The sequence below is a fragment of the Streptomyces sp. NPDC087215 genome (genome assembly GCF_044744885.1).
Taxonomy (GTDB): Bacteria; Actinomycetota; Actinomycetes; order Streptomycetales; family Streptomycetaceae; genus Streptomyces.
In genome coordinates this window covers 421,203-441,592 of the sequence record NZ_JBIUZD010000003.1, presented here as the reverse complement: position 1 = coordinate 441,592, position 20,390 = coordinate 421,203, and the positions used below count along the sequence as shown (strand labels likewise).

Here is a 20,390-nt window from a genome sequence, read left to right as displayed (position 1 = left end):
ACGCCCGGGGGCCCGTCCCCTTTGCCTACAGGTCGCCGGGCAGCAGCCGGAACGCCGGGTGGCCGGTCAACGGCCGGATCATGCGGTAGTGGCGGTCGGTGGTGAACAGGACCTCGGTGCCGTGGGCGGCGGCCAATGCCACGTTCATGGCGTCCGTGAGGCCGACACCCTTCCCGCCGTCCGCGTAGCCTTCGGCCACGGCGATGGCCGTGGAGAGGTGCGCGGCGACCGAAGAGACCTCGAACCGCCGGGTGACCGCGTACCGCTCGATGAAACGAGCCGCCGCCAGCGCCTTGCGGCTGCCGCCCCGCTGCGAGATCAAGTAGTCCAGTTCGGCCAGCACCAGGGGCGAGATCACCAGATGGCTGATCGTAGCGAGCGCCTTCTTGTGCGCCTCGTGCCCTGAGTGACGCGGATCGAGCAGACGGTAGAGAGCGTTGGTGTCCGCGACAGCGATCACTCGGCCGCGCCCATCCCCTTGAGCACGTCCTCGATCTCGTCGTCGTCGAGGTCAGGAAGGTCGAGGTCGGGAAGATCTATCTCGCCCATGGCGTCGGTGGGGTACGGGGGCACTTCGGTGCCGATCGGCACCACGCGTGCGACGGCGACACCGTTCTTCGTCACCGTGACGGTCTCGCCGGCGGCTGCCGCAGCCAGGATCTGCGACGACTTCTGGTTGAACTCCCGAGCCGTGGTCTCCATGTACTACATGTTACTACACCCGACGTGCGTCGGCGGGTCCATGAACCTAGGCTTTCCAGGGCAGACCCCTACCGGACGGGAGGAACGCCATGTCGAAGCGGGGCAACAAGCGCCGGGCGCGGAGGAAGAAGGGCGCGAACCACGGCAAGCGGCCGAACACCTGATCCGTCCGGCCGCGGGGACCGCCTCAGCAGCTGTGGCGGTCCCGGGCCGGGTCGTACAGGTGGCTGTCGCGGAACGCGGACGCGGCCAGCGTCCGGCCGACCAGGATGACGGCGGTCCTGGTGATGCCCGCCGCCTTCGTCTGCTCCGCGATGTCGCCCAGGGTCCCCCGCAGGACGGTCTCGTCGGGGCGGCTGGCCAGGGCGACGACGGCGGCGGGGCAGTCGGCGCCGTAGTGGGGGAGCAGTTCGGAGACGATCCGGTCGACGTACCGGGCGCCGAGGTGCAGCACGAGGAGCGCGCCGCTGCGGCCCAGGGTGGCGAGGTCCTCGCCCTCGGGCATCGGGGTGGCCTGCTGGGCGATCCGGGTGAGGACGACGGTCTGGCCGACGGTGGGCACGGTCAGTTCCCGCTTGAGCGCCGCCGCCGCGGCGGCGAACGCGGGCACCCCGGGCACGACCTCGTAGGGGATGCCGAGCGCGTCGAGCCGTCGCATCTGCTCGGCCATGGCGCTGAAGACGGACGGGTCGCCGGAGTGCAGCCGGGCCACGTCCCGGCCGGCCGCGTGGGCGGCGGTGATCTCGGCGACGATCTGGTCGAGGTCCATCCGGGCGGTGTCGACGAGCTTCGCGTCCGGCGGGCACTCGGCGAGCAGTTCCACCGGGACGAGGGAGCCCGCGTACAGGCAGACCCCGCAGGAGGCGAGCGTACGGGCGCCGCGCACCGTGATGAGGTCGGCGGCGCCGGGGCCCGCGCCGATGAAGTAGACGGTCATGCTTCCTCTTCCTTGGTGACGGACCACTGGGTGACCGGCATCGCCTGGCGCCAGCCGGTGAAGCCTCCGACGGGGACGGCGGCGGCGACGGCGAGCCGGACCAGTTCGCCGCCGTGGCGGCGGTGCCGCGCGGCGAGCACCGCCTCGGACTCCAGGGTCACGGTGTTGGCGACGAGCCGTCCGCCGACGGGCAGCGCGGCCCAGCAGGCGTCGAGGAGGCCGGGGGCGGTGAGTCCGCCGCCGACGAAGACCGCGTCGGGCCGGTCGAGCCCGGCGAGCCCGTCCGGTGCGGCGGCGGTCACCACGCGCAGGGCGGGGACGCCGAGGGCGGCGGCGTTGCGGGCGATGCGCGCGGCCCGCTCGGGGGCCTTCTCGACGGCGACGGCCCGGCAGTCGCGGTGGGCCCGCATCCATTCGACGCCGATGGAGCCGGAGCCGCCGCCGACGTCCCAGAGGAGTTCGCCGGGCGCGGGCGCGAGGGCGGCGAGCGTGGCGGCGCGCACGTACCGCTTGGTGAGCTGCCCGTCGTGCTCGTACGCCTCGTCGGGGAGTCCGGGGACGGTGCCCAGGCGCAGGGTGCCGGGGTCGCGGACGCAGTCGAGGGCGAGGACGTGGAGGGCGTCGGTCCGTTCGTGCGGCCAGTCGGCGGCGGTGGCGTCGAGGAGCCGTTCGCGGGGGCCGCCGAGCTGTTCGAGGACCCGGACGCGGGTGCCGCCCCAGCCGGTGTCCCGGAGGAGGGCGGCGACCTGGGCGGGGGTCTCGGGGCCCTCGCCGAGGACGAGGAGGCGGCGTCCGGGGTGGAGCGCGGCGGAGAGCGCGGCGAGGGGCCGGGCGACCAGGGAGACGGTGTCGACCGCGTCCAGGGGCCAGCCGAGGCGGGCGCAGGCGTACGAGACGGAGGAGGGGTGCGGGTGGACGCGCAGCCGGTCGGCGCCGACGGCCCCGGCGAGGGTGCGGGCGATGCCGTGGAAGGAGGGGTCGCCGCTGGCGAGGACGGCGACGGCGCGGCCCTCGTGGGCGGCGAGCAGTCCGGGGACGGCGGGGCGCAGCGGGGAGGGCCAGGCGACGCGTTCGCCGGGGCAGTCGGCGGCGGGGAGCAGTCCGAGCTGGCGGGGGGCGCCGAGGAGGACCTCGGCGGAGCGCAGGACGCGGCGGGAGGCCTCGGGGAGCCCGTCCCAGCCGTCCGCGCCGATTCCGACGACGTGTATCGCACCGTTCACGTCGGGGACTCTACGGGAGGCTCCGCAGGTGGGCGGGGTGACGGGGTCCGGCGGCCCCCACCACGGATCTCCTTCCGGCCCCCACCACGGATCTCCTTCCGGCCCCCGCCACGGGTCGCCCTCCGGGTCCGCCCCGCGTCACTTCCGCGCGTTCTGGCCGACGTAGAAGAGGATCCAGACGAAGCCCGCGAAGGCGTGCGTGGCGAAGACGTACACGAAGACGCGGAGCATCACCCCGCGCTCCTTCCAGCTCTCCTCATCGGTCACGCGGTCCAGCGTACGGGCCGGTCTCCTCGCCCGCCGTACCGACCGGAACCGGTCCGCCGTACGGCCGGAAGGCCCCTGTCGTACGGGGCGGGGCGCGGGCCGGAATAGGGGGACGGGTGGCACCGTTGGACGAGATGGTTTAAGATTCAACCAAGAACCGCGAGAGACCCGCCGACCACGGGGAGCGCGGAGACCAGGAAGGCGAGAGGTGAGCACGATGCAGTTCGGGATCTTCACCGTCGGCGACGTGACGGCCGACCCCACGACCGGCCGCACCCCCACCGAGCACGAGCGCATCAAGAACACCGTCGCCATCGCGCTCAAGGCGGAGGAGGTCGGACTGGACGTCTTCGCGACCGGCGAGCACCACAACCCGCCGTTCGTGCCGTCCTCCCCCACCACCCTCCTCGGGCACATCGCCGCCCGCACGGAGAACCTGATCCTCTCCACCTCCACCACCCTCATCACCACCAACGACCCGGTGAAGATCGCCGAGGACTACGCGACCCTCCAGCACCTCGCCGACGGCCGCGTGGACCTGATGATGGGGCGCGGCAACACCGGCCCGGTCTACCCGTGGTTCGGCCAGGACATCCGCCAGGGCATCCCGCTCGCCATCGAGCACTACGCGCTCCTGCACAAGCTGTGGCGGGAGGACGTGGTCGACTGGGAGGGCAAGTTCCGCTCCGCCCTCCAGGGCTTCACCTCCACCCCGCGCCCGCTCGACGGCGTCCCGCCGTTCGTCTGGCACGGCTCCATCCGCTCCCCGGAAATCGCCGAGCAGGCCGCGTACTACGGCGACGGCTTCTTCGCCAACCACATCTTCTGGCCCAAGCAGCACACCGAGAAGATGGTCAGGCTCTACCGCCAGCGGTACGCCCACTACGGCCACGGCACCCCCGAGCAGGCGATCGTCGGCCTCGGCGGCCAGGTCTTCCTGCGGAAGAACTCGCAGGACGCGGTACGGGAGTTCCGCCCGTACTTCGACAACGCGCCGGTCTACGGCCACGGCCCCTCCCTGGAGGACTTCAGCCGCGAGACCCCGCTGACCGTCGGCTCGCCGCAGGAGGTCATCGACCGGACCCTGTCCTTCCGCGACTACGCGGGCGACTACCAGCGCCAGCTGTTCCTGGTCGACCACGCGGGACTGCCGCTCAAGACGGTCCTCGAACAGCTCGACCTGCTCGGCGAGGAGGTCGTCCCGGTGCTCCGCAAGGAGTTCGAGAGCCTGCGCCCCGCCCACGTCCCCGCCACCGCCCCGCTCCACCCGGCCGTCACCGGCGGCACCGCCGCCGCTCCCGCCGCTCCCGCCATCACGAAGGAGGCATGACACCGTGCGCACGCTGAAACTGGTCGCCGTCTCGGCGGGCCTCAGCTCGCCGTCCTCCACCCGGCTGCTCGCCGACCGGCTCCTCCAGGCCGCCCGCTACCGGCTGGCCGAGCGGGAGTACGCCGTCGACGTCCAGGTCGTCGAACTCCGCGACCTGGCGGTGGACATCGCGAACAACTTCGTCACCGGCTTCCCCTCGGAGCGGCTCCAGGGCGCCATCGACGAGGTGACCGGCGCGGACGGGGTCATCACCGTGACCCCGGTCTTCACCGCCTCCTACAGCGGGCTGTTCAAGTCGTTCTTCGACCTGATCGACCCGGCCGCGCTCACCGGCACCCCGGTCCTCATCGGGGCCACCGGCGGCACCGCCCGGCACTCGCTCGTCCTCGACCACGCCCTGCGACCGCTCTTCGCCTATCTGCGGGCCCTCGTCGTCCCGACCGCCGTCTACGCGGCCTCGGAGGACTGGGGCAGCGGCGGCGACGAGTACACCGAGGGGCTGCCCGCCCGGATCACCCGCGCGGGCACCGAGTTCGCCGAGGCCGTCGCGGCCCGCCCGGAGCGCGCGGCGGACGACGAGGAGCTCGTCCCCTTCGAGCGGCAACTGGCCGACCTCCGCCTCGATTGAGCGGTTTGTTACGTTGGTGGCGCATGGTTCATATGTGCCGTACAGCGAACGGAGGTCGGCGATGGCCGGCAGGATCGTGGTGGGCGTGGACGGATCGGCGCCTTCCCTGAAGGCGCTGAGGTGGGCGGCCCGGCAGGCGGCCCTCACCGGGGACACCCTGCAGACGGTGATCGGCTGGGAGTACCCGGCCTCGTGGGCGACGCTCGTGCCCGGCGTACCGGCGGAGTTCGACCCCGAACGGCTCGCCCGGCAGATCCTCGACGAGTCCCTGTCCTCGACCCTCACCCCGGAGCAGGCGGCCCCCGTCGTCCGGACGGTCGTGGGCGGCAACGCCACCCAGGCGCTCCTCGACGCGGCGCGCGGCGCGGAGCTCCTGGTCGTCGGCGACCGGGGCTACAGCGGCTTCAAGGCCGCCATGCTCGGCTCGGTCTCCACCCACGTCACCCAGCACGCCCCGTGCCCGGTGGTCGTGGTCAGGGGCGGCGCGGAGGACTGAACGGCCCGGCGGGGCCCCTCCTGGGAGGGGCCCCGCCGTCGCCGTCGGCCGTACGGGCTTCGCCGTGCCGGGTGCGGGCTTCGCGGTGCCCGGGGTGCGGCGGCCGGTCGCGCGGGGTCAGTACGGCGCCGGACGGCCCCGGGCGTCCTCGTGGGTGTAGAAGAGGTAGTACGCCGCCGCCGTGGTGACCACGGCGAACGCCAGGCCCAGGCCGCTGGAGGACAGCACGCTGGCCCCGGAGAGGCTGAAGAGGAAGCCGACCGCGCCGCCGGTCAGGACGCCCCAGGCGGCGGCCCTCGGCTCACGGGGCAGCGCCCGGCCGTACCGCCGGAGGGTGTGGATGCCCACGGCCAGGACGACGGCCGAGACCAGTCCCAGCCACAGTTGCCCCAGGGTCGTCGGGCCGCCGTGCCGCGCCACCGTCGCCGCGTACAGGCCGTACAGGACACCGGTGACGACCGGGAACGTCCAGCCGCGTGCGGGGAACGGACGCCTCAGCGGCGTCGCTGCGTGTGCGGCCATGGCAAGCTCCTTCGTCTCGCCCCCCTGCTGCGGTCCCGCACCCTCCAGGTCACACCCGTGCCCCGGCCCGCGCAAGTGGATCAGCCGACGGGCCGCACGGCCACCGCGTCGATCTCGAAGAGCATCCCGGGCAGCGCGAGCGCCGCGACCCCGCTGAGGGTCTGGGCGGGCAGCCGGTCCCCGAAGTGCGCGCGCAGCGCCGCGCCCAGGACCTCCAGTTTGGCCAGGTCGTGCCCGACGACGAACGAGCCGAGCCGCACGACGTGCTCCGGGCCGAGCCCGACCCCTTCCAGGGCCTGCCGCAGCCGGGTCAGCGACAGCTCGACCTGGTCCGCGAAGTCCCCGGGGACGGGCGCGCCGGTGGCGTCGGAGGCGTACTGCCCGGCGATGAAGACGAGTTCACCGGGCGCGGAGACGGCGTGCGCGTACCCGAAGGGGGTGGGGTCGTGGAGGGTGCCGGGGTTGGTGATGACCCGCCGGTCGGCGGGAGCGGTGCCGGAGGCGGTGCCGGGGGACCCGGCCGGAGCGCCGGGCGCGGGGGGCCCGGCGGAGGTGCCGGTCGAGGGGGTGGAAGCGGTCGCGGTGGTGCCGGTGGTCGTCCGGTCGGTCATGCGGGGTCGTTCCTTCCTGTTCGGTCCCGGGGAGTCGCGGTCCCGGGCATCTCAGTCCCGGGCCCGGGTGTCCGGACCGGTGCTGCCCGGACGGCGGCGCGTCGGGCAGCCTACGGCCGGGGGCCGACAACGCCGGGCGGTTCCGCCCCCTCACCCGTACGGACCAGCTGGACGGTCGGAAACGGCCGGACGCTCGCACGATGAGGAGCATGAGCCAGAACACCGCGCCTCCGCGCGAACCGAAGAAGTCCGCCTCGGGTGCCTGGGCGGCGGGCGGCACCCTCTTCGCGGGTGTCCTCATGCTGGTCACCGGATTCCTGGACATCTTCCAGGGCATCGCGGGCATCGCCGAGGACGACGTCTACGCCCGTGTCGGGGACTACGTCTTCAAGTTCAACCTGACCACCTGGGGCTGGATCCACCTCGCCCTCGGCGTGGTCGTCGCCATCGCCGGCTACGGCATCCTCAAGGGCGCCGAGTGGGGCCGGGTCGCCGGTATCTCCCTCGCCTCCCTGAACATCGTCATGCACTTCCTCTTCCTGCCCTACCAGCCCTGGTGGGCCCTCTTCTCCATGGCCATCTCCGTCTTCGTGATCTGGGCGCTGGCCACGGACGAGTCGTACGGCGGGAACACAGCGAGGCCCTGAGACGGCCCCGCGCGAGCATCCGGGACGAGAACCCATGAGACGCACCACCACCGGCATCACCCTGGCCCTCACCGCCACCGCCGCGCTCGCCCTCACCGGGTGCGACGCCGCCAAGGACGCGGCGGGCGGTGCCTTCTCCTCCGCCACGGCGGCCGTCGCCTCGGCGGCCCAGGAGACGATGGACCAGGTCAAGGACGGGGTCAACGCCACCGGCGACGTGAAGGCGGGCGCCACCCGCGCCGACGGGGACCGCACGGTCGCCGACATCACCGCCACCAACCCGAAGGACGAGGCTGCCGACTACACGGTCATGGTGACCTTCCGGGACGCCGACGGGAACTTCCTCGACTCGGTCGTCCTGAACATCGACGGGATCCCGCCCGGCCGGTCCAAGACCGGCACGGCCCGCAGCAACCGGACGCTGTCGGGCGCCACCAAGGCGGAGATCGCGCAGGCCCTGCGACACTGACGGCGTGTACCCCGTCCTGACCCCCTCCGGCACGGAACGGCCCGGCCCGCCCCGACCGCCCCTCCGGCCCCGGCACAGCGTCACCGCCGGGGCCGCCGGGCTGCTCCTGGCCGCGCCCGCCGTCGTCACCGCCTGCCGCCTCCTGGGCACGGACGGCGTCACCCCCGTCCCCCAACTCCTCGCCTTGCTGCCCTGGCTGACACTCCCCGCCGGGCTGGCCCTGCTCCTCGCCGCCGCCGCGCGCCGCCGGGCCCTCGCCCTCACCGCCGCCGTCGTCCTCCTCGCCACCGGCTGGAGCTCCCTGCCGTACACCCCCTCGGCGGTCACCTCGTACGGGCCGCCGCAGGCCCGCGTCCGGGTCCTCGCCGCCAACGTCGAATTCGGGCAGGGCACCGGGGCGTTGGTCCGCCTCGCGCTCCGGGAGCGCCCCCGCTTCCTCTTCGTCTCCGAGTGCGACCGGGCCTGCGGCACCGCCCTGACCACCGCCCTCGCCGCCGTCCTCCCCCACCACACCGCCGTGGTGGCCCCTGGCGCGGCGGGTTCCGTGCTGCTCAGCGCGGATCCGCTGCACGAGCGGGGCGCCGTCCCCGCCACCCTGGGGATGCCCGGCGCCACCACCACCGTCGCCGGGCGGACCGTCCGCCTCCAGCTGGCCCACCCGATGCCGCCGCTGCCGGGCGCGAGCGGACCGTGGCAGCGGGAGCTGGCCCGGCTCCGGGACGCCGTCGCCGCCCGGGTCTCCGGCCCCGCGCTGGTCGCCGGGGACTTCAACGCCTCCCAGGACCACGCGGCCTTCCGCGCGGTCCTTGACGCGGGACGGCTGCGGGACGCCGCCCGTGAGGCGGGCCGCAGCCGCGTCCCGACCTGGCCCGTGGAGGGCCCCCTGCCGCCGTTCACGCAGATCGACCACGTTCTGCACAGCGAGGACTTCACCGTCGCCGACGTACGCTTCCCCGAGGTCGAGGGGTCCGACCACCGGGCCGTCCTCGCCGATCTCGACCTGCGCGGACCGCGCTGATCGGCCACGCTGGAAGACATGGACAACGAGGAGATCCTGGACGACATCGGCTCCCTCGTGGAGGAGGAGCGGGGCCTGCGGGCCCGCGCGGGCGGCCTCCTCCCCGAGGAGCGGGCCCGCCTCTCCGAGCTGGAGGTCCGTCTGGACCAGTGCTGGGACCTGCTGCGGCAGCGCCGCGCGAAGAGCGAGTTCGGCGAGGACCCGGACACCGCCGCCGTCCGCCCGGCCACCGAGGTCGAGTCCTACCGCAACTGACGGGGCCCTCACGGTCGGACCGGCATATGCCAAACGCCCCCGCGAGTTGGCGGGAGGCGCTGGCGGCACCACCCCGACCGGGGCGTGGTTCAGCCCTGAACCGGGGCCTCGATCAGGTGGTCGAACTCGCCCGCCTCGACGCCCCGGACGAACGCCGCGAAGTTCGCGCGGCTCGTGGCGACGATCGCCTCGGGGATGGCGCTTTCCACCAGTTCGATCGTGCCGCTCCCCGAGAGGGAGACGCGCACGCAGTTCTGGTTGTTGTCCGCTCCCGAGAATGAGGATTTCTGCCAGGCGGTGGGGTCGGTCATCTCTCTCACATTCCCTGTGCGACTCGGTGAATGGACTTGCGCGTGCAGCATGTCGATCGCGCGCGGGTGAAGCGCGTGATGCTCAAGCTCGGCGAGGTCGGGAAAGCCGGGCGAAAGGCGCCCCCGATACTCCTCCCACCACCCCTTTCCGCGTTCCTCGGCCATCGCCGCTAGCACGTTGACCAGGTGTTCGTCGGTGGCCGAACAGTGGGCGGCGAGTCGGCGCACGCGCTCGGCGCTCACGCCGTACCGGCCGGATTCGATGAGGCTGGCCACTGCGCGCTCACCGCCGGGGAAGCGTGCGATATCGGCGCCGGAAAAGCCGGCGCGCCCCCTCGGACGCGGCGAGGCCCGTCGCATGACCGGCCCCCTCCCGCACCGGCCGCCGCCGGACGCACGCGGGCCGTGGAGAACCGGGCTCCACGGGAGGCTCGCGACGTACTTTGGGGGCATGGCACGACCCGCGCACCCCGTACGGCTCTCCCCGCCCGCCTGGCTCACCGCCGGGCTCAAGCCCGCCCCCGCGCCGATCCCCTGGGCCGCCGTCCTGCGCGCCGCCGTCGCCCTGTCCGCGCCGCTCGCCGTCGGACTCGCCGCCGACCGGCCCGCCTACGGCGCGCTCGTCTCCATGGGCGCCCTCTCCGGCGTCATCGGCGACACCGCCGACGCCTACCGGATGCGGATCTTCAACATCGCCGTGCCGCAGCTCTTCGGCGCGATCGGCGTCACCCTCGGCACCCTCGTCTTCGGCCACGGCTGGCTCGCCGTCGGCGCCCTCACCCTGATCGCGCTGGTCTCCGGGATGATCTCCTCGATCGGCGCGGTCGCCTCCGTCTCCGGCCTCCTGCTGCTGCTCAACGCCGTCGTCGGCGCCGGACTCCCGATGCCCGACCCCTGGTGGAAGGCCCCGCTGCTCCTCACCCTCGGCGGCCTCTTCGTCCTCGTCCTCACCCTGCTCGGCTGGCCCTTCCGCCGCGCCGCCCCCGAACGCGCCGCCGTCGCCGCCACCTACCGCACGGTCGCCGCGCTGTACGAGGCCACCGGCACCCCCGCGTACGACGAGAGACGGCAGGACGTCACCGCCTCCCTCAACCAGGCCTACGACCTCGTCCTCGCCCGCCGCGCCCGCCAGCACGGCCGCGCGCCCTCCCTGGTCCGGCTGCTCGCCCAGCTCAACGTGGTCATCCCGCTCGTCGAGGCCGCCCCCGCCGCCCACCTCAGGGCCCTGCTGTACGGCCCGCTGTCCCCCGCCGTCCCGGCCGCCGTGCGCGAACTCGCCGACGCCGTCGACGAGGGCCGCACCGGCGCCCCCGTACTCGAACTGCCCACCCCCGAACGGCCCGCCGAGAAAGCCGTCGACCACGCCCTGCGGCACGCCGCCACCGTCGTCCACCAGGCCGAACCCGACCTGTACGACGTCGGCGACCGGCTCGGCGGGCCCGCCGCGCTCCAGGTCAGGGCCCGCCGCACCACCCGCGCCGTCCTGCTCTCCGGGGCGTCCTGGCGGTACGGCCTGCGGCTCGCCCTCTGCATCGGCCTCGCCCAGGCCCTCGTCTCGCTGATCGCCGTCCCCCGCTCCTACTGGGTGGCGCTCACCGTCACCTTCGTCATGAAGCCCGACTTCGGCTCGGTCTTCTCCCGCGCGGTGCTCCGCGCCCTCGGCACCGCCGTCGGCCTGGTCCTCGCCGCGCTCGTCCTCGCCGAAGTCCCCCGGGGCTGGTGGGACGTGCCCGTGATGTGCCTGCTCGCCGCCCTCATCCCGGCGTTCTCCGCGAAGGGGTACGCCTTCCAGACGGCGGCCATCACCCCGGTCATCCTGCTGCTCTCCGACACCCTCAGCCAGCAGGGCTTCGACCTGGTCCTGCCCCGGCTGTACGACTCCCTCATCGGCTGCGGCATCACGCTGATCGCCGGATACCTGCTGTGGCCCGAGTCCTGGAGCACCCGCGTCGGCGACCGGCTCGCGGACTCCGTCGCCGACACCGCCGCCTATGTGGCGTGCGCCTTCGGCGGCCCCCGGGACGACCAGGGCGGGCGGCTGCGGGCCCGGCGCAAGCTCTACCGCGATCTGTCCACGGTCCGCTCCGAGTTCCAGCGGGCCCTCACCGAACCACCGCCCACCGGCCCCCGCGCCGCCGCCTGGTGGCCGCTGGTCGTCGCCGTCGAACGGATCGTTGACGCCACCACCGCCGCCCGCATCCGCGTCCACCACGGCGCCCCGGCCCCCGACCCCGACGAGGTCGCCGCCGTCACCCGCGAACTGCGCGAGCTCGCCGACGGACTGCGCCGCACGGACACCCTCTTCGCGGTCCGCGCGGAACTCCCCGGCGACGAGGACGGCGTCCTCGCCCCGGTCCGCGGAGAGGTCCGCGCGGCCCGCGCCATCGCCGGTCCCGACCTGCGATGACCCCGCCCCCGGGGACGTACGGGCGGACAAACCGGTGGTCACTGAACGGAACCCTCCCCACCGCCGTTACCCCACGCCACCCGGGCGACTACGATGCGCTCGATTCACCGTGCTCCGCCCGCCGCCGTCGGCAACCGGCCGGGCGGGCGGGCCACTTCGCCCTGCCCCACCCCCGCGCCCCGAGGACCACGCCATGCGCACCACGACGAACAGAGGGCTCCAGCCCAACGTCCTCGGCACCTTCGACACCGTCGTCATGGCCGTCGCGGGCAGCGCGCCCGCCTACTCCCTCACCGCGACCACCGCCGTCCTCTTCGGCACCGTCGGCTACGCGGGCCCCGCCGCCCTGCTGTACTGCGCGATACCGATGTTCGGCATCGTCCTCGCGTACGCCCGGCTCGGCCGGATCGACGTCAACGCGGGCGCGGGCTACTCCTGGGTGGGCCGCACCCTCCACCCCTTCCTCGGCTTCCTCTCCGGCTGGGCCCTCGTCTTCGCCGCCACCGTCTTCATGGTGGCCGGTTCGCTGCCCGCCGGATCCCTCACCCTCGCCCTCGTCGACCAGGACCTCGCCGACGACACGGTGCTCGCCGCCGCCGTCGGCGCGGGCTGGTTCCTGATCATGCTGCTCGTCGTCCTCGGCGGCGCCCGGCTCACCGTACGGGCCCAACTGATCATGTCCGGCGTCGAGATGCTGATCCTCGGCGGGTTCGTGCTCGCCGCCCTCGCCCACCGGGGCCGGGCCACCGCCTTCGACTGGTCCTGGTTCGGCCTCGACGGCTTCGACAGCACCCACGGCTTCGCCGCCGGAGCGCTCATCGCCGCCTTCTACTACTGGGGCTGGGACGTCACCAGCAACCTCAGCGAGGAGACCCGCGACAGCAGACGCACCGCGGGACTCGCCGCCCTCGTCGGCGTCGGCTTCGTCTTCTTCCTCTTCGTGACCTTCACCGTCGCCGTGAACGTCCTGCTGAGCGCCGAGGAGATCAAGAGCGCCGGACCCAACGTGCTCGCCGTCCTCGGCCAGGAGATCTGGCCCGGCGTCGGCGGCAAGCTCCTCCTGATCGCCGTCCTGCTGTCCACCGTCGCCACCCTGGAGACCACCCTCATCCAGGTCACCCGCTCGCTCTTCGCGATGGGCCGCGACCGGACCATGCCCGCCGCGCTCGGCACGGTCCACCACCGCTGGAACACCCCGTGGGTCGCGGTCGTCGCCGTCGGCGCCGCCGCCCTGCTGCTGTTCGCGGGCGCCGCCGCCGCGGGCTCCCTCCAGCAGATCCTCCGCGACGCCGTCTCCGCCATCGGACTCCAGATCGCCTTCTACTACGGGCTCGCCGGGATCGCCGCCGTCGTCGCCTACAAGTCGCTGCTGCTGCGCTCCGTACGCAACCTGGTCCTGGGCGGGCTCTGGCCGCTGCTCGGCTCCGCGTTCATGCTGTGGGCCTTCGTCCAGTCCCTCGGCTCCCTCTCCACCACCGCCCTCACCATCGGCCTCGGCGGCCTCGCCCTCGGTCTCGTGCCGCTGACCGTGTACTGGCGCAAGGGCAGCGACTACTACCGTCCGGCCCGGCTCGACGCGGTCGCCGCGCTCGCCGCCGCCGAGGGCTCGGGACCGGCGGGCCACCCCCGCGGCGGCAGCCGCGGCAAGAGCTACGCCACCGACTTCTGACCCCGCCCCCGCCGGGGAGGGAAGGGCCGGACCCCGCCACCGGCCAACCGACGCCCGCCGCACCACATCTGACAGGCCGCAAGCCGAACCGGAGGAGGTCCCGATGGCCGTACGCCGACGCTCACGCACGGCACGTCCGACGCGCTTCGCGCCCGACTTCGACCCGGACTTCGGGGACCGCGCGCTGACCGAGGCCCGCCACGACATCGTCATCGGACGCTGGCAGGGCGTACGGGACCTGCTCGCCGCCACCGGCGACCACTGGGCGCGCCGCACCCACCGGCTGCGGCTCCTGTCGCACGCCGCCGCGGGCAGCTCCACCGTGGAGACCTGGCGGGCCGCCGAACCGGGCAACCCCGACGCGGCCGTACTGCGCGCGGCGACCGAGGTCGTCCGGGTCTTCGACGCGGCCATCGCCGCGGGCCGGGGCGCCGCGATCGACCGGGCCCGCATCGACGCCGCCGTCATCGCCTGCCGGTGCGCCGCCGAGGCGGCACCCGCCGACCCCATGCCGTGGGTGTCGCTGCTCTCCGTCGCCCGGCTGTACGAGGGCGGGGTGCCGCGCCGGGAACTGCGGCACTGGTTCGACGAGTTGCGGCGCCGCGACCCGTACAACACGGAGGGGCACATCCAGGTGCTCCGCTACTGGTCGGCGCGGTGGCACGGGACGCACGGCAGCATGTACGACTTCGCCCGCGACGCGGCGGGCGTGGCACCGCCCGGCTCCCCGCTGCCGGTGCTCGTGCAGGTCGCGCGGGTCGAGGAGTACCGGTACATCGCGGACGGCGCGCTCGGACGGGGTCCGGTGCGCGGCTTCGACCAGCACTGGAAGCACGAACTGGCGGTCACCGAGCTGCGCCGGACGTACGCGCGCTGGATCGGCGGCCGGGAGCCCGGTCTGCCGGTCGCCCCGGAGGAGGTCGGCGACCTCAACTTCCTCGCGCACGCGGCCTGTTACGCGGGCCAGGTGGAGATCGCGCGGGAGCTCCTCGGGATGCTCGGGACCCGGGCGGCGTGGGTGCCCTGGGCCTACACCGGGGACCCCGAGGAGCAGTTCACGCGGTTCAGGGAGGGCCTGGGGGCGGAGTGAGACGCTCCGCCCCCGGCCCACCCGTGGGCCCGTGCGGGCCCCGGGTCCCGGGCCCTCGTGGACTCAGACGCCGATGTCGTCGCCGTCGGTGCGCCAGACCGCCACCACCGAGGGGCGGACGATCTTCCCGGGGCCGTCGGGCCAGACCGAGGCGGGCTTCTCGACGGAGGCGCCGTCGATCTCGCCCGGGTGCTGCACCGCGACCAGGACGCGCCGGTCCTGGACGATCGGGCCGCAGGTCTCGGCGCCCCTCGGCACGGTCAGGAACTGCTTCAGCTCACCGCGCCGCTCACCGCGCGTGGCGACGCCGAACAGCCCGTCGTGCGAGCCGAGCTGGTTGCCGTCGGTGGAGATCCACAGGTTGCCGTGCGGGTCGAAGGCCACGTTGTCCGGGCAGGAGATCGGGGAGACCTTCTCCTTGGGGAATCCGGCGAAGTACGTGGACGGGTCGTTCGGGTCGCCCGCGACCAGGAAGAGGCGCCAGGCGAAGCCGTCGGAGGCCGGGTCGTCCCAGTTCTCGGCGAGTTCCAGGATCTGGCCGTGCTTGTTGAGGTTGCGCGGGTTGGCCTCGTCGGCGGGGGCCTTGCCCGCCTTGCCCCGGTCGGAGTTGTTGGTGAGGGCGACGTACACCCGGCCGGTGCGCGGGCTCGGCTCGACGTCCTCGGGGCGGTCCATCTTCGTCGCGCCGACCTTGTCACCGGCGAGGCGGGTGAAGACGTACACCTCCTCGGCGGTCATGCCGGGGACGTGGCTGACGTTCCCGGTGGCCAGCGGGATCCAGCTGCCGGTGCCGTCGAACTCGCCGTCGTTCGGGAGCTTGCCCGTGCCGTCGATCTCGGCCGCCGGGGAGTCCCCGGTCAGCCTGGCCACGTACAGGGTGCCCTCGTCGAGCAGGGTCAGGTTGTGCTCGCGGGCGGACCGCGAGTTCCCCTTCCGCATCCGCTTCGAGGAGACGAACTTGTAGAAGTAGTCGAAGCGTTCGTCGTCGCCCATGTAGACGACGGGACGCCCGTCCTCGGTGAGCCGGGGCTGCGCGGCCTCGTGCTTGAAGCGGCCGAGCGCGGTGCGCTTGCGGGGCGTGGAGTCGGGGTCGTACGGGTCGAGCTCGACGACCCAGCCGAAGCGGTGGACCTCGTTCGGCTCCCGCTTCAGGTCGAAGCGCTCGTCGAACCGTTCCCACTTGCGCTCGCTGGCCCCGGTGCCGACGCCGTAGCGCTTGTCCGTGGCGCTGGAACCGTTGGCGAAGTACTGGTTGAAGTTCTCCTCGCCGTGCAGGGTCGTGCCCCACGGGGTGGTGCCGCCCGCGCAGTTGTTCAGCGTGCCGAGGACCCTGCGGCCCGTCGGGTCGGCGGAGGTGCGCAGCAGGGCGCCGCCAGCGGCGGGGCCGGTGACCTCGAAGCGGCTGGTGGTGTGCAGCCGCCGGTTGAGGTGGTGGCGGGTGACCGGGGTGAGCCTGCCGGTACGGCGCTCCTCCTGGACGACGAGGACCGAGAGGCCGTGCGCGGCCCAGGCGATCTCGACCTGCTCGCGGGTCGGGTTCGCGGGGTCGTAGCCGCGGAACATCAGGACCTCGTCGGTGTACTCGTGGTTCGCCACGAGGACCTGACGGCCGTGCTCGCCCGGCAGGGGGAGCAGCGAGAGGAAGTCGTTGTTGTAGCCGAACTGACCGGCCTGGGCCTTCGCCGACTGCTTCTCGGAGTCGAAGGCGGGCGCGCCGCGCAGGATGGGCTCGCCCCAGCGGACGACCACGTTCTGGGCGTACCCGGCGGGGACGGTGACCTGGTCGGCGGTGTTGGGGGCGACCGGGCTGAAGCGCAGGCCCCGGGCGCCGTCGGCCTTGCCGTGGCCGTGGCCCTTGTCCTTGCCGCGGCCGTGACCGGTGGGCGCCTGCGGGAGGGCGGACGCCTCGGGGGCGGTGCCGAGGGCCAGGGCCCCGCCGGCGGCGGAGGCGACCGTCACGACGGCGGCGGCGCGCAGGGCGGAACGGCGGGAGAGGGCACCGGCGATGATGTCGCCGACGTACTCGTTGGCACTGGTGTTGGGCACCTCCTGGAAGCAGGCGTCCCCGCAGCGGTACCGGCAGGTGAGAGCGGAACGGCCGCCCCCGTGCGGGTTGGTGCTCAACAGCGGCAGCAGTCTGCGCACGTCGTCCTCCTCCGGCGCACACCGCGCCGACATGGTGTCGGGATTCCCTCGGCCGTGACGCTAGGTGAGCACCTCTGCCCGGGGACGGCGGTGGGGTGAACACCGGATGAATGCGCGACAACCGGGGACGACCGGGTCATCGGCGGAGGCCGGGGCGGCCGCTAACCTTACGTGTCCGCCCTGGCCAGGGATGAACATCCCGAAACGCCCAGTACGGACATTCACAAGCACCCCACTCATGCGAAAGGGTTCGCCCATGGGTATTCGGAGCATGCTGCGCAAGGTGTTCGGCCGGGACCACGAGGAGTCCCCTGCGGCCTCTGTCCCGTCCCAGAAGCGTGAGACCCCCGAGGCCACCCCGGAGGACGCGGCCCGCCGCGCGGCCGACGACCTGGTGTCGGCGTCCTTCGACAACCCCCAGATCCCGAAGGCCCGCACGGAGGAGCCTCCGGCGGACGCGCCCCCGAACGCGGACGCGCCTGCGACGGCCGAGAAGGAACCCGAGGCGAAGGCGCCTGCGGACGCGACGGCGACGGCGACGCCCGCTGCCGAGCCGAGCGCGGCCGAGGAGATCACGGCCGAGGCCGATGCGGCGAAGCCGACGGATACGGCTGACGCGCCGGAGACCGTCACGGCGGACCCGGCGGAGGCCGAGACCGGTACACCGTTGGCGGAGAAGGCCGTTGAGGCGGAGCCGGTCGCGGCGGAGCCCGCAGCGGACGAGCCGGTGGAGGCGGAGACGGTCGCGGCCGAGACGCCCACGGTGACGGAGACGGTGACGGACGCGGTCGCGGAGCCCGAGGCGGACGCGGAGCCCGAGGCGAAGACGCCTGCGGACACGCCTGCGGCGACGGAGACGGCCGCCTCGGAGCAGGTCACGGCCGAGGAGACCGTCGCCGAACCGGTCGCGGCCGGGGCCACGGAGACGGCGACGGACGCGGAGCCCGGAGCGGAGACGCCCACGACGGACGCGGAGGAGCCCGCCGCCGAGGCGGAGTCGGTGAAGCAAGAGGCCGCTCCCGGGGCGGAGCCGGTGACGGCCGGGGCGGAGACTCCCGCGGCGGGAGCCGAAGAGCCCCCGGCCGAGGCGGAGCCGGTGGCCGAGGCGGACGCTACCGGGCCGGTCGCCGTCGAGGCGCGGGAAGAGGGAGTGGAGCCGGAGGCCGCCGGGGCGAAGACCGGGACCGCTGCCGAAGCGGTGACCGAGGCGGACACGGACGCGGACGCTGTCGAGCCGGTCGCCGCCGAGTCGCGGGAGAAGGACGCCGAGGCCGCACCGCAGGAACAGGAAGCGGTGGCGGAGCCGGAGGCCGAGCCCGCCGCCGATGCGGCCACCACGCCGGAGTCCGAGGCGCCGGTCGCGGAGACCGAGCCCGAGCCCGAAGCCGAGCCCGAAGCCGAAGCGGCGAAGGAGACCGGGACCGCTGCCGAGGCGGTGGCCGATCCGGCGACCACGCCGGAGGCCGCCCCCGCCGACGAGACGGTCGAGGCCACGGAGCCGGAGGCCCCCGGGGCCGCCGCCGAGACCGCGCCGGAGGCGCCCGCCGCCGACCCGGCGCCCGAGGCCGGGGCACCGGCCGACGAGACCCCGGCCCGGCAGGAGGCCGTCACCGACGCGCCCGAGGACGGGACCACCGAGGTCACGGAGGCGGAGCCCGCCGAGACGCGGCCGGAGACGGACACCGCCGCCGAGGTCACGGCAGGCGCCGCCCTCCCCCTCGCCCCGCTCGGGGCGACCGCCCCGCACCTCGCGGACGCCCACGAGGCCGCCGGGGCGCAGCTGGCGAAGCAGGGGCTGGCCGGGAGCCGGGCCGCCGTGTACCTGGTGGTGGACCGTTCCGGTTCGATGCGCGGGTACTTCAAGGACGGCTCCGTGCAGCGGCTCGCGGAGCAGGTGACCGCGCTGGCGGCGCACCTGGACGAGACCGCGACGGTGACGACGGTGTTCTTCTCGACGGACGTCGACGGCACGGTCGAGCTGACCCCGGAGACCCTGACACCCACCCGTGTGGAGGAGGTCAACGCGACCCTGGGACGGCTGGGCCGGACGAACTACCACCGCGCGGTGGAGGAGGTCCTCGCCCACCACACGAAGGCGGACCCGGCCCGTACGGCCCTGGTGGTCTTCCAGACGGACGGCGCGCCGGAGTCGAAGACGGCGGCGGCGCAGGCCCTGGCGGAGGCGGCGGACCGCCCGCTGCACTGGCGGTTCGTGGCCTGGGGCGAGGAGGACAACAAGGCCTTCGACTTCGTGCGGAAGCTCGACGGCGCTCCGCGCACGGGCACGTACCTCGCGGGCGTGACCCCCTCGGACACCACGCACACCGCGTTCTACGAGGGGCTGCTGGCGGGCCTGGAGCTCTGAGTCCCGGGTCCTGAAGGACACGACGGGACGGGACACGGCGGGACGCGACGGGGGCGGTGACCGAGGAGGTCACCGCCCCCGTCGCCGTACCGGACGGGTCCGATGACCGAGCCCAGCCGACCGCACCGGACGATCCGCCCCCGGGTCACCGCCCGTCCCGGCGGGCGAGGTCACCGCCCGACCGGCAGGGTCACCGTCACCACCAGTCCGCCGCCCTCCCCGGCGGGCCGGGCGAGCGCCGTCGCCGTGCCGCCGTGGGCGGTGGCGATCGACCGGACGATGGAGAGGCCGAGGCCCGCGCCGGGCCCGGTGCGGTCGCGGCCCTCGCCGCGCCGGAAGGGCTCGAAGAGGGCTTCGACGCCCTCGGCGGGGACGACGGGCCCGGTGTTGACGACGGTCAGGACCCCGGCGGCCACGTGGACGGAGACGGTGCCGCCGGGCACGTTGTAGGCGACGGCGTTGGCGACGAGGTTCCGTACGAGGTGCCCGAGGAGGACCCGGCTGCCCCGGACGGTCCCGCCGTCCCCGGTGACGTCCGCGTCCGCGTACTCCTCCCCGACGACCTCGCCGAGCGGCACGTCCTCGCGTTCGGCGAGCCCGCGCTCGCCCCGGGCGAGGAGCAGGAGCCCGTCGATGAGCCGTTCGCTGCGCCGGTTGGCGGCGAGGAGCACGTCCCGTACGGCGCAGTCGTCGTCCAGACCGATCTGGATCGCGGCGCGCTGGGTGGCGAGCGGGGTGCGCAGTTCGTGGGAGGCGTTGGCGATGAAGCGGCGCTGGCTGTCGAAGGCGGTCTCCAGGCGTGCCAGGAGCGCGTCGATGGTGTCGCCGAGTTCCTTGAGCTCGTCGTCGGGTCCCCGGACGGCGATCCGGTCGTGCAGGGTGCGCTCGGAGAGGCGGCGGGCGCGGGCGGTCATCTCGTGGACGGGCCGCAGGACGCGTCCGGCGGTCCACCAGCCGACGACGACGGCGCAGCAGGCGGTGACGAGCAGGGCGAGGGAGGACCACATCAGCATCTGCTCGCCCACGGCCCGGCCGAGCTCGTCGCCGAGCGCCCCGGCGTCCCCTCCGGCGCTGACGGGTCCCGTACCGACGGCTCCGGCGGCTCCGGCGCTGACGATGATCGCGTCGGTCGCGTCGGCGGTCCCGGCGAGGACGAGCAGGTCGACGACGAGCAGCAGCAGCGCACCGAGGACGAGGAAGACACCGCCGTAGACGAGGGCGATCCGGGTGCGGATGGTGGACCCGGAGCCGAGGTAGGCGTCGTCGCGGGGGGTCACAGCGAGCCCCCGGACCCGAGACGG

Annotated in this window: 22 protein-coding genes; 12 read left to right on the top strand and 10 right to left on the bottom strand. The window is 74.1% G+C overall.

Annotated features, from left to right (window positions below):
- Positions 1–25: 25 nt before the first annotated feature.
- Both ACIO92_RS11510 and ACIO92_RS11505 read right to left on the bottom strand, forming a co-directional pair.
- Positions 26–460 (bottom strand): PIN domain-containing protein, encoded by a 435-nt coding sequence (locus ACIO92_RS11510; RefSeq protein ID WP_402280016.1) that lies wholly within the window; start codon positions 458–460, stop codon positions 26–28.
- A complete protein-coding gene (locus ACIO92_RS11505) occupies positions 457–702 on the bottom strand; it encodes a type II toxin-antitoxin system prevent-host-death family antitoxin (RefSeq protein WP_366443472.1) in 246 nt (81 codons plus the stop codon). Before ACIO92_RS11505 ends, ACIO92_RS11510 begins: the two co-directional genes overlap by 4 nt.
- An 89-nt stretch (positions 703–791) precedes the next feature.
- Between ACIO92_RS11505 and ACIO92_RS11500 the strand changes: the two genes are divergently transcribed.
- Positions 792–866, top strand: coding sequence for a 50S ribosomal protein bL37 (locus tag ACIO92_RS11500; RefSeq protein WP_384854521.1), 75 nt, complete (start codon positions 792–794; stop codon positions 864–866).
- Between the two features lie 23 nt (positions 867–889).
- On the opposite strand, the gene cobM is transcribed toward ACIO92_RS11500, so the two are convergent.
- The 3 genes from cobM to ACIO92_RS11485 form a co-directional block, all read right to left on the bottom strand.
- Entirely contained in the window at positions 890–1,639 is a 750-nt protein-coding gene (gene cobM, locus ACIO92_RS11495; protein ID WP_402054739.1) for a precorrin-4 C(11)-methyltransferase, read from the bottom strand.
- On the bottom strand, positions 1,636–2,859 hold the full coding sequence (gene cbiE / locus ACIO92_RS11490; protein ID WP_402054742.1) for a precorrin-6y C5,15-methyltransferase (decarboxylating) subunit CbiE: 1,224 nt from the start codon (positions 2,857–2,859) through the stop codon (positions 1,636–1,638). The genes cobM and cbiE overlap by 4 nt, the downstream gene beginning before the upstream one ends.
- 138 nt (positions 2,860–2,997) lie before the next feature.
- On the bottom strand, positions 2,998–3,126 hold the full coding sequence (locus ACIO92_RS11485; protein ID WP_366443475.1) for a DUF6126 family protein: 129 nt from the start codon (positions 3,124–3,126) through the stop codon (positions 2,998–3,000).
- A gap of 217 nt (positions 3,127–3,343) precedes the next feature.
- On the opposite strand from ACIO92_RS11485, the gene ACIO92_RS11480 reads away from it, so the two are divergent.
- From ACIO92_RS11480 to ACIO92_RS11470, 3 genes are all read left to right on the top strand, one after another.
- A complete protein-coding gene (locus ACIO92_RS11480) occupies positions 3,344–4,456 on the top strand; it encodes an LLM class flavin-dependent oxidoreductase (protein WP_401235489.1) in 1,113 nt (370 codons plus the stop codon).
- Between the two features lie 4 nt (positions 4,457–4,460).
- Positions 4,461–5,084 carry an FMN reductase gene (locus ACIO92_RS11475; protein ID WP_366443476.1) on the top strand — a complete coding sequence of 208 codons (624 nt, stop codon included), beginning with the start codon at positions 4,461–4,463 and terminating at the stop codon, positions 5,082–5,084.
- Between the two features lie 61 nt (positions 5,085–5,145).
- Positions 5,146–5,580 carry a universal stress protein gene (locus ACIO92_RS11470; protein ID WP_366443477.1) on the top strand — a complete coding sequence of 145 codons (435 nt, stop codon included), beginning with the start codon at positions 5,146–5,148 and terminating at the stop codon, positions 5,578–5,580.
- A gap of 117 nt (positions 5,581–5,697) precedes the next feature.
- On the opposite strand, the gene ACIO92_RS11465 is transcribed toward ACIO92_RS11470, so the two are convergent.
- Complete coding sequence (locus ACIO92_RS11465) at positions 5,698–6,102, bottom strand: hypothetical protein (protein ID WP_402280019.1); 405 nt, start codon at positions 6,100–6,102, stop codon at positions 5,698–5,700.
- An 80-nt stretch (positions 6,103–6,182) separates the two neighbouring features.
- Entirely contained in the window at positions 6,183–6,572 is a 390-nt protein-coding gene (locus tag ACIO92_RS11460) for a RidA family protein (protein ID WP_402280359.1), read from the bottom strand.
- 350 nt (positions 6,573–6,922) lie between these two features.
- Here ACIO92_RS11460 and ACIO92_RS11455 point away from each other — a divergent pair, with 350 nt between their 5' ends.
- The 4 genes from ACIO92_RS11455 to ACIO92_RS11440 are packed head-to-tail and all read left to right on the top strand — an operon-like array spanning position 6,923 to position 9,102.
- Entirely contained in the window at positions 6,923–7,360 is a 438-nt protein-coding gene (locus tag ACIO92_RS11455; RefSeq protein WP_402280021.1) for a hypothetical protein, read from the top strand.
- Between the two features lie 34 nt (positions 7,361–7,394).
- On the top strand, positions 7,395–7,829 hold the full coding sequence (locus ACIO92_RS11450; RefSeq protein ID WP_402280022.1) for a hypothetical protein: 435 nt from the start codon (positions 7,395–7,397) through the stop codon (positions 7,827–7,829).
- 4 nt (positions 7,830–7,833) lie between these two features.
- Positions 7,834–8,847 carry an endonuclease/exonuclease/phosphatase family protein gene (locus ACIO92_RS11445; RefSeq protein WP_402280024.1) on the top strand — a complete coding sequence of 338 codons (1,014 nt, stop codon included), beginning with the start codon at positions 7,834–7,836 and terminating at the stop codon, positions 8,845–8,847.
- An 18-nt stretch (positions 8,848–8,865) separates the two neighbouring features.
- A complete protein-coding gene (locus tag ACIO92_RS11440) occupies positions 8,866–9,102 on the top strand; it encodes a DUF2630 family protein (protein WP_366443483.1) in 237 nt (78 codons plus the stop codon).
- Positions 9,103–9,191: 89 nt separating this feature from the next.
- On the opposite strand, the gene ACIO92_RS11435 is transcribed toward ACIO92_RS11440, so the two are convergent.
- Positions 9,192–9,689 carry a DUF397 domain-containing protein gene (locus ACIO92_RS11435; RefSeq protein ID WP_402280026.1) on the bottom strand — a complete coding sequence of 166 codons (498 nt, stop codon included), beginning with the start codon at positions 9,687–9,689 and terminating at the stop codon, positions 9,192–9,194.
- Between the two features lie 175 nt (positions 9,690–9,864).
- Here ACIO92_RS11435 and ACIO92_RS11430 point away from each other — a divergent pair, with 175 nt between their 5' ends.
- The 3 genes from ACIO92_RS11430 to ACIO92_RS11420 all read left to right on the top strand — a co-directional run bounded on the left by ACIO92_RS11430 (position 9,865) and on the right by ACIO92_RS11420 (position 14,579).
- Positions 9,865–11,820 (top strand): FUSC family protein, encoded by a 1,956-nt coding sequence (locus ACIO92_RS11430; protein ID WP_402280027.1) that lies wholly within the window; start codon positions 9,865–9,867, stop codon positions 11,818–11,820.
- A 193-nt stretch (positions 11,821–12,013) separates the two neighbouring features.
- Positions 12,014–13,489, top strand: a complete 1,476-nt coding sequence (locus tag ACIO92_RS11425) for an APC family permease (protein WP_402280029.1) — start codon at positions 12,014–12,016, stop codon at positions 13,487–13,489.
- Positions 13,490–13,592: 103 nt separating this feature from the next.
- Entirely contained in the window at positions 13,593–14,579 is a 987-nt protein-coding gene (locus tag ACIO92_RS11420) for a hypothetical protein (protein WP_366443488.1), read from the top strand.
- Positions 14,580–14,642: 63 nt separating this feature from the next.
- Here the strand turns inward: ACIO92_RS11420 and ACIO92_RS11415 are convergent, their stop codons facing one another.
- A complete protein-coding gene (locus ACIO92_RS11415; RefSeq protein WP_401235208.1) occupies positions 14,643–16,724 on the bottom strand; it encodes a PhoX family protein in 2,082 nt (693 codons plus the stop codon).
- A 256-nt stretch (positions 16,725–16,980) separates the two neighbouring features.
- On the opposite strand from ACIO92_RS11415, the gene ACIO92_RS11410 reads away from it, so the two are divergent.
- Positions 16,981–19,089: a VWA domain-containing protein gene (locus ACIO92_RS11410; RefSeq protein ID WP_402280031.1), complete on the top strand. Its 2,109-nt coding sequence runs from the start codon at positions 16,981–16,983 to the stop codon at positions 19,087–19,089.
- Between the two features lie 170 nt (positions 19,090–19,259).
- Here ACIO92_RS11410 and ACIO92_RS11405 read toward each other — a convergent pair whose 3' ends face one another.
- Positions 19,260–20,366 carry an ATP-binding protein gene (locus tag ACIO92_RS11405; protein ID WP_366443491.1) on the bottom strand — a complete coding sequence of 369 codons (1,107 nt, stop codon included), beginning with the start codon at positions 20,364–20,366 and terminating at the stop codon, positions 19,260–19,262.
- Between the last annotated feature and the right edge of the window lie 24 nt (positions 20,367–20,390).

What these genes read in the sequence shown, in the direction of transcription:
- ACIO92_RS11505 (WP_366443472.1), bottom strand. Translation starts at nt 702, where the DNA reads ATGGAGACCACGGCTCGGGAGTTCAACCAGAAGTCGTCGCAGATCCTG.
- cobM (WP_402054739.1), bottom strand. Translation starts at nt 1,639, where the DNA reads ATGACCGTCTACTTCATCGGCGCGGGCCCCGGCGCCGCCGACCTCATC.
- ACIO92_RS11480 (WP_401235489.1), top strand. Translation starts at nt 3,344, where the DNA reads ATGCAGTTCGGGATCTTCACCGTCGGCGACGTGACGGCCGACCCCACG.
- ACIO92_RS11470 (WP_366443477.1), top strand. Translation starts at nt 5,146, where the DNA reads ATGGCCGGCAGGATCGTGGTGGGCGTGGACGGATCGGCGCCTTCCCTG.
- ACIO92_RS11465 (WP_402280019.1), bottom strand. Translation starts at nt 6,102, where the DNA reads ATGGCCGCACACGCAGCGACGCCGCTGAGGCGTCCGTTCCCCGCACGC.
- ACIO92_RS11455 (WP_402280021.1), top strand. Translation starts at nt 6,923, where the DNA reads ATGAGCCAGAACACCGCGCCTCCGCGCGAACCGAAGAAGTCCGCCTCG.
- ACIO92_RS11450 (WP_402280022.1), top strand. Translation starts at nt 7,395, where the DNA reads ATGAGACGCACCACCACCGGCATCACCCTGGCCCTCACCGCCACCGCC.
- ACIO92_RS11440 (WP_366443483.1), top strand. Translation starts at nt 8,866, where the DNA reads ATGGACAACGAGGAGATCCTGGACGACATCGGCTCCCTCGTGGAGGAG.
- ACIO92_RS11430 (WP_402280027.1), top strand. Translation starts at nt 9,865, where the DNA reads ATGGCACGACCCGCGCACCCCGTACGGCTCTCCCCGCCCGCCTGGCTC.
- ACIO92_RS11425 (WP_402280029.1), top strand. Translation starts at nt 12,014, where the DNA reads ATGCGCACCACGACGAACAGAGGGCTCCAGCCCAACGTCCTCGGCACC.
- ACIO92_RS11420 (WP_366443488.1), top strand. Translation starts at nt 13,593, where the DNA reads ATGGCCGTACGCCGACGCTCACGCACGGCACGTCCGACGCGCTTCGCG.
- ACIO92_RS11410 (WP_402280031.1), top strand. Translation starts at nt 16,981, where the DNA reads ATGGGTATTCGGAGCATGCTGCGCAAGGTGTTCGGCCGGGACCACGAG.